Annotated in this window: 15 protein-coding genes; 3 read left to right on the top strand and 12 right to left on the bottom strand. The window is 53.2% G+C overall.

The annotated features are described in order from the left end of the window. Window positions 1-15: 15 nt before the first annotated feature. The 6 genes from QET93_RS10095 to QET93_RS10070 all read right to left on the bottom strand — a co-directional run bounded on the left by QET93_RS10095 (window position 16) and on the right by QET93_RS10070 (window position 4,779). A complete protein-coding gene (locus QET93_RS10095) occupies window positions 16-1,146 on the bottom strand; it encodes an ATP--guanido phosphotransferase (RefSeq protein WP_280125976.1) in 1,131 nt (376 codons plus the stop codon). Further along, on the bottom strand, window positions 1,139-1,612 hold the full coding sequence (locus tag QET93_RS10090) for a UvrB/UvrC motif-containing protein (protein ID WP_280132305.1): 474 nt from the start codon (window positions 1,610-1,612) through the stop codon (window positions 1,139-1,141). The genes QET93_RS10095 and QET93_RS10090 overlap by 8 nt, the downstream gene beginning before the upstream one ends. Before the next feature lie 133 nt (window positions 1,613-1,745). Then, complete coding sequence (locus QET93_RS10085; protein ID WP_280132304.1) at window positions 1,746-2,603, bottom strand: metal ABC transporter permease; 858 nt, start codon at window positions 2,601-2,603, stop codon at window positions 1,746-1,748. A 29-nt stretch (window positions 2,604-2,632) separates the two neighbouring features. After that, the gene (locus tag QET93_RS10080) at window positions 2,633-3,397 is read right to left on the bottom strand and encodes a metal ABC transporter ATP-binding protein (protein WP_280132303.1); all 765 of its coding nucleotides are present in this window, start codon (window positions 3,395-3,397) and stop codon (window positions 2,633-2,635) included. Further along, on the bottom strand, window positions 3,394-3,756 hold the full coding sequence (locus QET93_RS10075; RefSeq protein WP_280132302.1) for a hypothetical protein: 363 nt from the start codon (window positions 3,754-3,756) through the stop codon (window positions 3,394-3,396). The genes QET93_RS10080 and QET93_RS10075 overlap by 4 nt, the downstream gene beginning before the upstream one ends. Before the next feature lie 99 nt (window positions 3,757-3,855). Next, window positions 3,856-4,779 (bottom strand): metal ABC transporter substrate-binding protein, encoded by a 924-nt coding sequence (locus QET93_RS10070; RefSeq protein WP_280125971.1) that lies wholly within the window; start codon window positions 4,777-4,779, stop codon window positions 3,856-3,858. A gap of 228 nt (window positions 4,780-5,007) precedes the next feature. Here QET93_RS10070 and QET93_RS10065 point away from each other — a divergent pair, with 228 nt between their 5' ends. Both QET93_RS10065 and murJ read left to right on the top strand, forming a co-directional pair. Then, window positions 5,008-5,901: a glycosyltransferase family 25 protein gene (locus QET93_RS10065; protein ID WP_280125970.1), complete on the top strand. Its 894-nt coding sequence runs from the start codon at window positions 5,008-5,010 to the stop codon at window positions 5,899-5,901. Window positions 5,902-6,015: 114 nt separating this feature from the next. Then, window positions 6,016-7,638, top strand: coding sequence for a murein biosynthesis integral membrane protein MurJ (murJ, locus tag QET93_RS10060; RefSeq protein ID WP_280132301.1), 1,623 nt, complete (start codon window positions 6,016-6,018; stop codon window positions 7,636-7,638). 85 nt (window positions 7,639-7,723) lie between these two features. Here the strand turns inward: murJ and QET93_RS10055 are convergent, their stop codons facing one another. From QET93_RS10055 to rpsT, 5 genes are all read right to left on the bottom strand, one after another. Further along, a complete protein-coding gene (locus tag QET93_RS10055; RefSeq protein WP_280132300.1) occupies window positions 7,724-8,143 on the bottom strand; it encodes a SufE family protein in 420 nt (139 codons plus the stop codon). Between the two features lie 19 nt (window positions 8,144-8,162). Next, window positions 8,163-9,083: an ornithine carbamoyltransferase gene (gene argF, locus QET93_RS10050; protein WP_280125967.1), complete on the bottom strand. Its 921-nt coding sequence runs from the start codon at window positions 9,081-9,083 to the stop codon at window positions 8,163-8,165. Window positions 9,084-9,169: 86 nt separating this feature from the next. Further along, entirely contained in the window at window positions 9,170-9,733 is a 564-nt protein-coding gene (locus QET93_RS10045) for an NUDIX hydrolase (protein WP_280125966.1), read from the bottom strand. A gap of 21 nt (window positions 9,734-9,754) precedes the next feature. After that, window positions 9,755-9,976 (bottom strand): hypothetical protein, encoded by a 222-nt coding sequence (locus QET93_RS10040; protein ID WP_280125965.1) that lies wholly within the window; start codon window positions 9,974-9,976, stop codon window positions 9,755-9,757. An 80-nt stretch (window positions 9,977-10,056) separates the two neighbouring features. Next, on the bottom strand, window positions 10,057-10,320 hold the full coding sequence (gene rpsT / locus QET93_RS10035) for a 30S ribosomal protein S20 (protein ID WP_280125964.1): 264 nt from the start codon (window positions 10,318-10,320) through the stop codon (window positions 10,057-10,059). 228 nt (window positions 10,321-10,548) lie between these two features. Here rpsT and QET93_RS10030 point away from each other — a divergent pair, with 228 nt between their 5' ends. Next, window positions 10,549-11,169 (top strand): beta-phosphoglucomutase family hydrolase, encoded by a 621-nt coding sequence (locus QET93_RS10030; RefSeq protein ID WP_280132299.1) that lies wholly within the window; start codon window positions 10,549-10,551, stop codon window positions 11,167-11,169. A gap of 75 nt (window positions 11,170-11,244) precedes the next feature. Here QET93_RS10030 and QET93_RS10025 read toward each other — a convergent pair whose 3' ends face one another. Further along, on the bottom strand, window positions 11,245-13,365 hold the full coding sequence (locus QET93_RS10025; protein ID WP_280132298.1) for a TIM-barrel domain-containing protein: 2,121 nt from the start codon (window positions 13,363-13,365) through the stop codon (window positions 11,245-11,247). Window positions 13,366-13,430 lie beyond the last annotated feature (65 nt).

The raw sequence follows: 13,430 nt of genomic DNA, 5'->3' as shown, positions 1-13,430 counted from the left end.
TCTTGAAGAAAATATTTAGTGGTTGAAATTGGGTTCCGGTATGTTTTTGAAGTGTTCCCGGATGGTGTCTGCCCGTTCTTTTCCGGCCAGGAAGGCGAGTTGTTCTTTATCCATTTCCGGAGGTAGCTGGCCGCCGAGGGCTTGTTGGATATGTGCTGCCTGGATGCGGAGAACGAGCAAGTAAAGGGATTTTGGATCATCGTTGGCAATGACGCCCAGAGAGATCCCCATGCGTATCATGGAGATGTGTTCCAGAGCTTCTCGTGTGGAAATCAGACGGGCGAATTTGAGGATTCCGTAGGATTTACCGATACGGTCTTTGATGGCGATGGGGTTGTCCCGGTAAACTTTTTCGCGGGCATTGGTTTCCTGGACGGAAAGAGCCGAGATGACGTTCTTGATTTTGTCGAGGATGGTGTTTTCGTTATCTTTGACGTTGCTGATGTTGGAAAATTGGAAGATATTGCCTGTGGTGTCGGTACCTTCTCCGTAGATGCCGCGGACGGTGATATTGAGTTTCTCCGCCGCTTTGAAAACCTGATCCATGTAGCCGGAGAGAACCATGCCGGGCAGGTGAACCATAACGGAAGCTCGCATGCCGGTACCGAGATTGGTGGGACAGGCCGTGAGGTAGCCTAGTCCGGCAAGGCTGGCGTAAGGTAGTTGTTCTCCGAGGAGGTGATCGATTTGGCGGATATGCTCCCATGCCTTGCGGATTTGGAGCCCGGGCATGATGCATTGGAGGCGGAGATGGTCTTCTTCGTTGAGGAGGATGCTGACGGATTGATTGCGCGAGATGGAGATTCCGCACCCTTCCGAGCGGGCGGCGAGTTCGCGCGAAATGAGGTGGCGTTCGACGAGGAGTTGTTTTTGCAGTTGGTCGAGATCTGAAAGTTCGGCGTTGAATCCAGTTTGTTGTTCATCCAATCTGGAGACGATCGGCATAATTTGGGAAAGGATTTCGATACGCTGTTTTTTCCTGGCCCATCCGGGGAAGGGAAGGTCTTTGAGGTTGCGGGCTAAACGGATGCGGGATGTCAGGACGATATCCTGATTTTTATGGGATGATACCATCCAGGAGGCGGGGCGTTTGATCAGCTGGTCAAAGGTCATTGTGGAACCCAGGGGGCGGCGTTGCTTAGTCATTGGATGATTTGAGGGCGTTGATAGCGTCTCTCAATTTAGCGGCTTCTTCGTAGTTTTCTTCTTTGATGGCTTTCTGCATTTGTTCTTTGAGCATGGATAGATCCATGTGTTCCTGGGCTGCTTTACTGGCATGTATGGGGGTGTTGCCCGACTGTGACGTAGATACCGTGTCCAGAGGCGAAATGTCGAGGAGGGGCAGGATTTCTTCCATGAATACATTGTAGCAATTGCTGCAGCCGAGACGTCCGATGCGTTTGAAATCGTCTAGGCTGAAGTCGCAAACGGGACATCTTGTCAAGGGTTGCCCGGACAAGGTTGCCGTGACGGCTGCTTGCAGTTGTTGTGCCAGGTTCTGCTGGACTGACGAGGTTTTTGGGGAAAGTGCCGGAAAGAGTTTTTCTGCCAGGTCAAATGCGGAAGGATCCAGGATTCCGCGGTCTTTGGCACAATTCTTGCATAGAGCCATTTCCGTGGTTAGACCATTCAGGATCCGTGTCACAAATACCGAAGCAGGAGCTGAACATATTTCGCACTTTTTCACGCTTTTTAGAATACGCCCGAGGGTCAGTTCTCGCTAGATGGGTGCGTGTCATCGATTGTCATGCAGAGGGAATTTTGCGGTGTCGGAAGAGAAGACCGGCTTTTGGTGAAAAAAGGTAGGCACCTAGGAAGAAAACCCCAAGGACGAGGATGATTGTGGCACCCAGGTGCCACCCTAGTGGGAATGAAAGGAGAAAGGCCAGAAGGGAGCCGGAGGCTCCGATGATGCCTCCTCCCCAGAAAAGCAGGGCCGGCTTGTCGGTAAACAGTCTCATAGTGGCAGCCGGTCCGACGAGGAGTCCTAACGTCAGGAAGGCGCCGACAGCCTGAAGGGAGGATACGAGGACAAGGATGATTAAGGCGAAGACGCCGTAACTGAACAGGCGGGTCGGTATGCCTAGTGTGGCCGCCATGCCTGGATCGAACAGGTAAATGAGCAGTGGTCGCTTGAAGGCAACGATGAGCAGGACGCAGAGAGCGCTGATGGCATAGGCTATCCAGAGATCGGTGTTGGAAAGGCTCATGATGGAGCCGAAGAGCCAGTCATCTATCTTTTGTTGAAGACCGAGGCGGACGAGGATGATGTAGCCGGCGGCAAAGGCAGTGGTGTGGATGATGGAGAGGGCGGTGTCATGACTGATTCTGGATGTACGGGAGACGAAGAGAGAACCCAGTCCGACGAGCAGGGCCGCGATGACGGCTCCGGCCAGGATGCTCCAGCGCAGGAGCCCGAAAATGAGGATGGCAACGGCAATTCCCGGCAATAGGGCGCAGGAAAGAGTCCCAATTTGCAGAGCGGATTTTCTCAGGACGACCAGGCCGCTGGCGAAGCCGTTGGCAAAACCGATCATGATGCACGCGACGAGCGAGCGTTGAGCAAGCGGTTCCTGAATGAATTGGAAGAAGGAATTGTCCATGTGGAAGGCGAGGCGGTGCGGGGGGCTTATTACGTCTGGTTGCGGTAGACGGATTGGATGTGTTCCTCTGTGAGGACATCGTCGGCGGGACCGTAGAAACGCACGGTTTGGTTGAGGAGCAGGATGGCGTCGAAGAGGGCTGCTGCGGTATTGAGGTCGTGGTGGGAGGCGAGGATGAGACGACCTTCCCTGGCCAGAGTATGCAGGAGTTTACCCAGAGAATGACTGGCGGGGGAGTCCAGTCCGGTGAAGGGTTCGTCCAGAAGGAGGACGTGGGCTTCCTGGGCGAGGGCGCGTGCGAGAAAGACTCGTTGTTGCTGGCCTCCGGAAAGTTCTCCGATTTGCCTGTCGGCTAGTTCGGTCAGTTCCATGGCGGCGAGCGATTTTTCCACGATATCCTGGTCGTGCCGCTGGAATTTCTTCCAGAATCCGAGTGCGGGGTAACGCCCCATCTCGACAAGTGCGCGAACAGTCAGGGGAAAACTCCAGTCAACTTCCGAGCGTTGGGGTAGGTAGGCGATTTCCCCCCGGGTGGCATGAAGAGGGGTATTGTTCCAAAGAATTTCCCCTTGCGTTGGACGGAGGAGGCCGGCAATGGCCTTGAGGAGGGTTGATTTGCCGGCACCGTTGGGACCCATGAAGGCGATGGTATGACCGCATGTGGCGGAGAAGGAAACATCGTCAAGAGCCAGAACGGCGCCGTAGGAGGCGCTGATGTGCCGGACATCAAGCTTATGAGAACAGGGATGTGATTGTCCGGCACCCCAACAGACATGGTCGTGCGAATGGGTCATGATGAGGGCCAGGAGAAGGTGTAGAGGTCATTAAGGTGCTGCCCGACTGACCAACGTGTTTCCGTCCGGGAATCGCGTCGTTCGGGTTCTAGAATCAGGGTGATCGGAGTGTCGGGCGTATTTTCCGGCCAAGAGGCTTCTACTTTGAGACGCACTGTTCCGGAAGCCGGAATGGGAAGGCTGACGTCGTGTTCGCTGACTAGTTGGACAGGTGATTTTCGTTCCAGCAGGATCCTGTCTCCGGAACGGATAACGATGGATGACGGGGTATGGGCGCAACGGACTGTGAGGTAGGCGGGGATACCGGGGAATGATGGGACGGACTCGTGCAATTCCTGTTGGTTGGGGGTGGCAGGCATGGTTAGGATGTAAAGTGGTACGCCGGCTAGGAGGACTCCTGCCAAGGTAAGGAATAATTGTCGTAGGGGGGATCCTCGCATATCGGATACTTGGGCGTACTAGCGGCTCAGAGCCTGTTTGATGGTCGAGACATTTTTCCGGAACATATCTTCGAAGGTGGGTGTTTCCGGAGAAAGTCCGTCCGTGATCAGTGGTTGTGCCAACGGGATGTTGAGACTCTGGGCGATATTTATCAGGGATTTGGGGTTGGAACCATATTCGGGGAAGATGGCTTTGGCATGGCGGTTTCTCAGTTCTTGAAGGATTTTACCGAACCTGGCAGGGTTGCCTTCATCCTCGCGGCTGATACCTTGGATAGGCAGTTCGGTAAAACAGTATTCCTTACAGAAATGCCCCATGGCGGAATGCCCGGTAACAAGCAGACGCTGAGTGTCCGGGATATCAGCCAATTCGACGCGGGCCCAGGCATCAAGGGTATCCAATTCCTTGTTCCATTGTTCGAGAGCTGCTTTGTAGGCTCCGGCATTATCCGGATCTTCCCGGGAGAAGAGTGAGCAGAGTGCGCGCGCGGCTCGCTTTATGTTGGACGGTGTGTGCCACCAGTGCGGATCGACCGAGCCGTGGGAGTGGTGGTCATCCACTCCTTCGGCATGGGTATGTTCTCCGTCGGCGGATGGTACGTCGGGAATATAGGCTCCCATATCGATGATGACAACTTTGCCGCGAGGGGATGAAACGGAGTCTGCCAGTCCACTGAGATAGGGTTCCATGTTTTTACCGGAAGCGAGGATGAATTTTGCACCGGCAGCCTGTGCGATCACATCCGGAGTGGGTTCGAATGCGTGCAGATTGCCATTGGCTTTCAAAAGATTGACAACTTTAACATGTTCTCCTCCAATTTTTTCCGCCATTTCGCCAAGAAACGGGTGGAGTGCCGCTACCTGGAGGGGTGGGACGGCACCAGATTCCATCAGGATGCCTGTGACAAGAAAGAGGACGACTATGGACAGAAAGCTCTTCATTGCCTTATTATTGAGCGTTGCTCATGGTCTCTTGCAAGCGGAATTACGTGCATGCCGAGATAAAGGGGGAAGGCTCCATTTTTCGACTTCCTTTCGATGGAAGTAGCTCGGATCCGATAATCTTGCCCTAATGTGGATACAGCAGGGAAAAAGACTTGCTTGCAACAATCCGCCTCACATATACTCTCAGCGAGTAAGTCCTTTCGTCACGCGACTGGATTCTTGTGCATGAAAAAATTCCTCAATTCATTTTCCGCCATTTATGTGATCAATCTGGATCACAGGGTGGATCGTTGGTTGAGTTTTAAGGAAAATTGGAGGGATATTCTTGATTTCTCCAAAGTAAAGCGCATGTCTGCCGTCTATGGCATTGAACTGCCTGGTTATGGCGAAGGTCCGTGGTTTTCCGAATATACGGAAGGACGCGAGCGCGACTGGGCCGGTGTGGCGGGGTGCCTTATGTCCCACAAGCGCGTGATCGAAGATGCATCCGCGCATGGGTATGAACGCATCTTGGTGCTAGAGGACGATGCCATTCCGAGCAAGTATTTTGAGGCGACGGAAAAGGCTTCAGACGATGTCTTATCCAGATATTTGAGGATGAATACGAGCTGGGGGCTTTGCTACCTGGGGTACAATGCCAAGCTGGAACGTGGGGTGAGAAAGCTGAATATGGGGTCCGACCTGCTCTATCCGGAGAATAATGTAGAACTCTGGAAAGTACCGGGAGCCTTGACTCTGCATGCGGTTATTGTAAGCCGCAGGGCTTTCGGGACGATTCTGGAGGCTTTGCCCGATGAATCGGAGGTGTGGTCGTGGATTGCCCGTTACCGTGCCGTCGATACGTGGATTAAGAATTTCTTTACGTTGAAGAGCGGTTTGGATGTTTTGGTAATGGCTCCCCAAATCGTGATTCAGACAGAGTCCATGTCCGATATCCTCAACCGCATGTCAACCAACTTCGTCAAGGATTTGACGGCACGCCCGAAGGAGGTGTCACCCGTGATGTACTGGCTGGCTGAGTGGGGACCGGGATTGTTTAGACGGTTGCTGAGTGATCTTGGGCGGTTTGGCAAGTTCATCCGATACAGTCGCAGGGGGTTCCCCGGGAAAAAGAAGTGAATCCGGACTGATTGATGCGGTGGTCTGTCTATTACCGATACACAGGAGGGATTCTGTTTTTTCAATGTGATTGACGGAAATGTTGTGAGGCTTCGGAGTTGACGTCCCGGCGGCATGCGTGGCAGTATCTGCGCAACTTCCGCCCGCTTCATGTCTCTTGCCCGTAATTCGCTGATTGCTTCCGCTTGTATTTTTCTGTGCCGCATGACGGGGATGGCTCGCGAGGCCGTTTATAACGGACTGTTCGGGTTGGGTGGGCCGCTGGATGCTTTTAATACTGCTTTTCGGCTTCCCAATTTGTTGAGAGACCTGTTTGCCGAAGGAGCCTTGTCCCAGGCATATACGAGTGTTGCCTCCAAGGTGAAGAAAGCGGATGGAGACTCCGTGCTCTGGGAATTGACGTCCAAGGTGGCTACCCAGCTTTCTTCCATGATGGTAGCCATTGTGACGCTGGGGATTGTGTTTGCAGGGCCTTTGATGGGATCCCTGTACCATGGAAGTACGGAAGGTTCCGATATGGATATGGCGATCGGATTGTGTCGGTTGATGTGGCCGTTCATTGCGTTTGCCTCTCTGTCTGCTCTGGTGATGGGGGCTTTGAATGTTGTGGGTGTGTTTGGATTGCCGATGCTGGCCTCGGCGGCATTCAATGTGGTGTCTATTATGGTGGGGTTTGCAATCGGTTATTGGATTGATCCTACCTTCGGCCTTGATGGGAAGGCTTTGTACGGGTTTGCGATCGGCGTGACGTTGGGCGGTGTAGCCCAATGGCTGGTACAAGTACCGCGCCTGAGACGCGAAGGATTCCGTTGGAAATTGAATTTCAATTGGAAAGATAAGAATCTGTACAAGATTTGGGGATTGATGCTTCCATCGGTCATGGCGTCCGGCGTGACCCAGTTCAATGTGTACATCAATACTGGATTTGCTTTGGAATTGAAGGCTGGATCGGTGTCGGCACTGTCGACGGCTTTCAAGTTGTGGCAGCTACCGGTGGGGTTGTTTGGTGTAGCGACCGGGATGGTTGTCCTTCCGGCGGTGTCCCGGTTGATCGGTGATGAAGATGGGAAGGGAAAGGTGGCGGAACATGTGGCGACAGCTCTCCGCTTGGTTGCACTGTTTGCCGTTCCCAGCGTAGTTGTTCTCGCGATTCTTGGTGAAAATGCCGTTTCCGTGGTTTACCAGTGGGCATGGGGTCACTTTGGGGAGGCAGATGTCATACGAACTGGAGATGTCCTGGTTGCCTATGCCTGGGGATTGCTTGGCTATGCAGGGACCAAGGTGGTGCAACCGGTGTTTCTGGCTCTGGAAAAACGCTGGGTTCCCCTTATGGCGGCTCTGGTAGCTTTGTCATTGAGCTATAGTTGCAACTACACGTTTGTCCGTATCTTGCACAAGGATGCTTCGTGGTTGGCTTTGACGACATCGGTGATCACGACGTTCAACTTTCTGTTTTATTTCTTGTACCTCCGCAGGCAATTGGGGGGGATATGCGGTGGCGTGTTGTTCTCGGGACTGATTAGGATTGTTTTTGCCGGTGTTTTGCTGGCTGTGTGGTGTTGGGCGGCAAAAACGTTCTTCATGCAGGACTTTTTGGAATGGGGGCATATATTCCGTATCTTCACGTTGTCCCTTGTTTGCGGCGGGGGAGCTCTCCTTTATCTTGCGGCGGTCTGGGTGTTGAAATTGCCGGAGTTTGAGCAATTCCGCGACAAGTTCATGAAGAATAAATCATAACAGGCGGTTGTTGGTAGCAAATAAATACCCCGGCTTCCCTTGTTGGGGGAACCGGGGCGGGTGTGGAATCAATGATTGTGGTGTCTCAGGAGCCGGAGGCGATGCGTGCCGCTGCCTGTTTGATTTGACCGGCCATGGAGTTGAGAGCGTTTGCTCGCGTGGGGGCGAGGTGGTCTTTAAGACCTGTTTGGTCGAGTTTGCTCATGTCGGCCTTGATAACTTCTTCTGCAGGGAGACCGGATAAGAGGCGTACGAACAGGGCAATGAGGCCTTTGGTGATGAGGGAGTCGCTGTCAGCTGCCAGAATGAGCTTGCCGTCCCGGCTTTCCGTGTGGAGCCATACGCGCGATTGGCATCCCTTGATGAGAATGTCGTCGGTTTTAAGGGCTTCCGGAAGGGGAGGGAGTTGTTTTCCCAGGCCGATGATGTATTCGTAACGTTCGGTCCAGTCCTGGAAAAGATCCAGTTCGTCAAGGAGTTCCTGTAATCGTTCTTCGTATCCCATGGCTAATGGTATTTGAGGATTATTGACCGTAGCAGTTGCGTGCCAGGGTGGACAGGACAGCCTTTTGGGCATGAAGTCTGTTTTCCGCTTCTCGGAAGATGGCGTCGGCGTTATGTTCCAGTACTTCCTCTGTGATTTCCATACCTCGGTAGGCAGGGAGGCAGTGAAGGACGGTAGCATCCGGGGCCGCGGCGTTCAGGAGAGTATCGTTGACCTGGTAGGGAAGGAAATGTTTTTCCTTGGTACCGTGTTCGGATTCCTGTCCCATAGAGATCCAAGTGTCAGTGTTGATGACGGTAGCGCCGCGGACGGCTTCTTCGGCATCGGTGGTGTAAATGATGTTGTCGCAGTTCAGCCTTGCCCGGTATTCTGCGGAGGGCAGATAGGCTTCCGGGCCACCGAGGGCGAGAGTGAAGCCGAGTCTTTTGGCTGCCCACATCCAGGAGCGTCCCATGTTGTTGTCGGCATCGCCCATGAACGCGATTTTCATGTTCTTCCAGGAAGCTTTGCCGTAGATTTCTTCGATGGTTAGAAGGTCGGCTAGAATCTGGCAGGGGTGTTCGTCGTCCGTCAAGGCATTAATGGTCGGGATACCGGAGTATTTGGCGAATTCGACCACTTCGTTTTGTCCGTAGGTACGGATAGCTACGCCGTGGATCATGCGACCGAGGACGCGGGCGGTGTCTTTGACGGGTTCTCCGCGGCCTAGTTGGATGTCGTGAACGGAAAGGAACATCGGCCTGCCTCCGAGTTCGCTGATGCCGACTTCGAAGGAGACACGGGTGCGCGTGGAGGATTTAGAGAAAATCAATCCCCAGCTCTGTCCCTTGAGTGGATGTTCCGCATGGTGGCCGCGTTCGGCTTTGAGCTTGTGTCCCAGAGCCAGGAGATCCGTGATTTCTTCAGCCTGGAGTTGTTCGATGGAAAGGAGGTTGTTCATAACGGGAAAATTTGTTGGAGAAAAGGGAAAACTAGGCTTTGGAACCCATGATGAAAAGGATTTATTAGGACATGGAAAGACCTGCCTCAGGCTTTTCCGGGAAACAGGGCCATGTATTTCCACAGAGGGGCGATATGGAGAGCCTGGATGATGCCGCCTCTTGTCATGATGTCGAGAAGCTCGGTTTTTGTCAGAATCTGGACAGAGATGTCCTCTGTATCCTCCAGGCATGGTTCTCCAAGTCGTTCTACATCGCGTGCAATGAAGCAGTGCGTGTAATTGGTATGGGTACCGGGGTTGGCGGAGAGTGTCATGAAGTGTTCCCATGTTCCGCCTCCGTAACCGGTTTCTTCAAGCAGTTCCCTTCGGGCGGACTCCATGGGGGAACCGTCCTCCGGTTCCGTGACGCCAGCGCAAAGTTCGTAGTCGACGCGGGCGAGTGCGTGGCGGTATTGCTTTTCCATGACAAAGCGTCTGTCGCGTGTGATAGCGATCACGTTGACCCAGTCGGGATATTCCAGGATATGGTAGGATGGGATTTCTTTGCCGTTGGGGAGGAGTACATCTTCTTCCCGGACGGTAAACCATGGTTCCCGGTGGATGTAGGCACTCCGCAGAACCTTCCATTTTTTAAGATTATCCTGCTTCATGGGGAACTTGGTAGGGGAAGCTTAAAAATCAATGTCGTCCGGAGTGACGGAACGTTGCTCCCGCGAAGCGAGAAGGATGGCCTGTTCGACGACATATTCGTCTTGTGTCTCGAACCGGTAAGCATTGCAATTCGGACAGAGAGCCGTTTGTTGAGAAACGATGGAACCACAACCTTCACATACTTTGAAGGAGGAGGGATCATTGATGATGAGCGTCGCCATCTCTTTCCTAGATTGCTGCATGGGATCAGGGTAACAAAACAAGCCGACCTGCGTAAACAGGCCGGCTTGTCATGAAAAGGACGGAAAACCGAATGAAGAACTTAGGCGATTTTGGCGATTGCCTTGGCTGCCTTACTCTTGTAGTTTGCAGCGCGATTGGCCGGAACCTTGCCGGTCTTGGCGGCTTTGTCGACGGCAGAGGAGAATTCGCTGTAGGCAACGGCTGCAGCGGCCTTGTCAGCTTGTTCGATGGCAGAGGCAATCTTCTTGCGGAGGGTCTTCAGACGTGAATGAGCAGCACGGTTTCTGGCGGTGCGGGTCTTCGTCTGACGGATGCGTTTCAGTGCGGATTTAATATTAGCCATGTGAAAAAAAGGATGTGTCGGTTTTCGTTCCGAGTGCGGTCGATTCTAGTGAGGGGATTCTCAATGTCAAGTATCGGATGAGTAAAATATTTGGGAAAAAACATTTTTCTCTCCTTCTCTTCGTTTTATATTGTTCGGATAGATGAGGCGTGGTTTACTGGCGGTAGGTTGGGAATAAGTCTGTTTCCGGGCTTTACGATCAGGGTTGAGTCCTTATGATGCCTTCCCATGAAGCGAGTCCACTTGCCTGAAAAGCAGTATGCAGGATATATTTTTGATCTGGATGGAACCCTTGTTGACAGTATGCCCCTGCATTACAAGGCATGGAGGATGGCTCTCCACAAGGCTGGCGCTCCTTACGAAGCATTCCTGCCGAGGGAGTTTTACGCCTGCGGCGGCAAGTCTGCCTGCGATGTTGTGAAATTCATCAATAGCAAGTATGGCGTCGAGATGGATGCTGAGGCGGTGTCGGAAGACAAGAGGGCGATTTATTTGGATCTGTTGGCGAACGAAGGTGTGGTGCCTATTGTGGAGACGGTTGATTTCGTCCGTTCTCTGGGAGCCAATGCTCCGGTTGCTATTGCGACGGGGAGTATGATGGCTGGTGCCAGTATGACGTTGAAGAGTGCGGGAATTGATGATTTGTTTTCCCTGGTGGTGACGCCTGAAGATGTGGAGCATGGAAAGCCAGCGCCGGACATGTTCCTTCTTGCGGCTGAGAAATTGGGGGTCAAATCTGCCGATTGTGTGGTTTTTGAGGATGCGGAACCGGGAATTCTAGCGGCTAATGCAGCCGGGATGGATTGCATCGTGGTGGAGACGCCAGAGGAGTATTTCGAGCAGGTGTGATACATTTTTGCTCTGCGTACGGAAGACTGGTCGTGTCTCCGTACGCATCATTTTCCAATGACGGATGGGAATGTCTTATTTCTCTTGGCTCATGGTGGAGAATTGTTTGACTGTGCCGAAGAGTGATGGACCATCAGCCTTGATGACTTTTTCTTCCAAGATCGGGGCTTGTCCCTCTTTGTTTGTGACGGTGAACCGCCTGATTTTGAATTGCCCCTGTTCGTAGTCGAAACTGGTGCCATCGTCTTCGTAAAGTTCGGCGGAACCGTCCGTTCTTCCGTAGTAACGGATTTCCAGGGGAGCATTCAGTGCTTCCCGGGCGTTAGCGACGGGATGTGCGAGCATGGGGATGACGGCACCTTCCTTGACAAAGAGCGGCACTTTGCCATCATTGTCAACAGTGATGCTTGTATTGCCTTGCCAGGCTTTGCCTGTGTAGAAGTCATACCAGGTACCAGCGGGGAGGTAAACGGTGCGCCTCTGGGATTGTTTTTCGTAGAATGGGGCAACCATGATGTCGGGCCCCATCATGTATTGATCGTTTCTTTCAACGATTTGGGATGTGGCATACGGGTTGTCCCGTGCATCCAGCTTTCCTGCGACGATCTTTTCCTGGGATTTGAAGCCGGCTTCCAGTAACATGGCGCGGAAGGGCGGGATCCCCTTGCGATTGTATTCCGAGAACGCGGTGTAAAGGTAGGGCAGCAGGCGCATTCTGAGTTCGATCAGTTCCCGAATCTGGTTTTCTACTTCTGGATAAGACCATGGTTTGGTACCATCAGCCCAGGCATTGAGCTGTGCCAGCGGAGAGAAGATGGCAGTCTGCATGCGGCAGAGCCATTCTTGCGAGTTGGCGGCGGAGCGGATTTCCGGGCACCAGAGGACACCGCACAAGCTGGCGGATGAGATACCATTGATGAATTGTCCGTGGGAGTAGGCATCGCTATAGATGGTATTGGAATATCCAGAGGCACCACCGTTGGATGAGCGAATTTGTCCGTAGGATCTTGTGTTGTTTTTACGGAACAGATCCTGCTGGTAGGTTTTCTGGAGGGTGAGTCCGTAGATTTGCCTCATGACGCTGCCTCCTAGCCCGGATGGAAATTGGGCATGGTCTGGCCACAGCCATTGGTCGAAACCGTCCACTTCATCCGTTTTGTACCCGGAGACACCGATGTCGAGATGAGCTTTTTTATGTTGATCGGTAATGATTTTGCGTGACTCTGGCAGGGTGTAATCCGGGACGATGCCCAGCCATACCGTATGTGTGCCCGACAGGGGAAGCATGGAGGAGTAGAGCTTGGCTTCCGGTGAAATGTAGGGGTTTTCCCACAGGTTGATGTGGATGCCCTGGTTGAGCATGTTTTCCGTGAAACGGGCGGGGTTGGGGAAGCGTTTGGGTTGCCATTCGAAGGTACAGGGGTAGGACTTGGTCATCCAGCCTGGTTCCAGTCCAATGACATCAAGAGGGATGTTCTTGTCGTGGAATTGTGCGACTTCCTTTTCTGTTTCTTCTGCGGTGAACTGGGCGGGGACACGGTGCCAGAAACCAAGCCCCCAGAGGGGGGGCAAGGCTCCTCCTCCGTTGAAGAGGTTGTATTTTGCGACGATGTCCTGAAGTGTTTCACCTGCAAAGACGATGATTTCCACTCCTTGGGCGTAGGTTTGTATCTCGACGGCATCTCCGATGGGCTGGGCATCCCATCCGTGGGCTGGTTTTTCATCCGGGGGGGGGTTGCGGTCAACTGGTGTTGGGATGAATGGCGCATCTTTGCGATTGCCGACCTGTGAATAGACTTTGAGAGGTCGAGCGGTGTTGATGTAGATGCCATATCCACGGCTGGAGAGGTAGAACGGAACGGGCGCGTGGGTCTGTCCTTTGCCATTTCCCCAGTGATCTACACGCAGATCCATGACGCGGTTCTTTTTTTTGATACCGTCAAGCTGGAGGCCAAAACCGAAGATGTCTTCGTGTGGTGGGGCCGGGATGCGAATGCCGATACTGTGGTCGGCTCCGATGGTGTAACGGATGTCTCCTGGGGCGAAGGGAAATTCCTGCCTGGGATAGGCTTCCAGCTCCTTTATTCGTGGAGCACGGTCGGCGAGTCTGCTGTAGCTGATTTCCTTTTCCGGGGTTCCAATGCGTATTCTCCAGACTCCCGGGGCAATGTTAACGGCTTCTGGTGCTTCCGTCATTGTAGCAAGTGATTGGGGGAGGGAAGGTGGCTGGGGTGGTTCTTCTGCAGAAACTGTGTGATTGT

The organism is Akkermansia sp. N21116 (genome assembly GCF_029854705.2).
GTDB lineage: Bacteria > Verrucomicrobiota > Verrucomicrobiia > Verrucomicrobiales > Akkermansiaceae > Akkermansia.
Note: the sequence above shows the minus strand (reverse complement) of the source record. Positions and strands in the feature narration are given on the sequence as shown.

Bases quoted from the DNA above. Each gene is read 5' to 3' on its own strand.
- QET93_RS10055 (WP_280132300.1), bottom strand. From the start codon at position 8,143: ATGGGATACGAAGAACGATTACAGGAACTCCTTGACGAACTGGATCTT.
- murJ (WP_280132301.1), top strand. From the start codon at position 6,016: ATGCGTGGCAGTATCTGCGCAACTTCCGCCCGCTTCATGTCTCTTGCC.
- argF (WP_280125967.1), bottom strand. From the start codon at position 9,083: ATGAACAACCTCCTTTCCATCGAACAACTCCAGGCTGAAGAAATCACG.
- QET93_RS10075 (WP_280132302.1), bottom strand. From the start codon at position 3,756: ATGCCTGCCACCCCCAACCAACAGGAATTGCACGAGTCCGTCCCATCA.
- QET93_RS10070 (WP_280125971.1), bottom strand. From the start codon at position 4,779: ATGAAGAGCTTTCTGTCCATAGTCGTCCTCTTTCTTGTCACAGGCATC.
- QET93_RS10030 (WP_280132299.1), top strand. From the start codon at position 10,549: ATGAAGCGAGTCCACTTGCCTGAAAAGCAGTATGCAGGATATATTTTT.
- QET93_RS10065 (WP_280125970.1), top strand. From the start codon at position 5,008: ATGAAAAAATTCCTCAATTCATTTTCCGCCATTTATGTGATCAATCTG.
- QET93_RS10095 (WP_280125976.1), bottom strand. From the start codon at position 1,146: ATGACTAAGCAACGCCGCCCCCTGGGTTCCACAATGACCTTTGACCAG.
- QET93_RS10090 (WP_280132305.1), bottom strand. From the start codon at position 1,612: ATGGCTCTATGCAAGAATTGTGCCAAAGACCGCGGAATCCTGGATCCT.
- QET93_RS10045 (WP_280125966.1), bottom strand. From the start codon at position 9,733: ATGAAGCAGGATAATCTTAAAAAATGGAAGGTTCTGCGGAGTGCCTAC.
- QET93_RS10085 (WP_280132304.1), bottom strand. From the start codon at position 2,603: ATGGACAATTCCTTCTTCCAATTCATTCAGGAACCGCTTGCTCAACGC.
- QET93_RS10080 (WP_280132303.1), bottom strand. From the start codon at position 3,397: ATGACCCATTCGCACGACCATGTCTGTTGGGGTGCCGGACAATCACAT.
- QET93_RS10025 (WP_280132298.1), bottom strand. From the start codon at position 13,365: ATGACGGAAGCACCAGAAGCCGTTAACATTGCCCCGGGAGTCTGGAGA.
- rpsT (WP_280125964.1), bottom strand. From the start codon at position 10,320: ATGGCTAATATTAAATCCGCACTGAAACGCATCCGTCAGACGAAGACC.
- QET93_RS10040 (WP_280125965.1), bottom strand. From the start codon at position 9,976: ATGCAGCAATCTAGGAAAGAGATGGCGACGCTCATCATCAATGATCCC.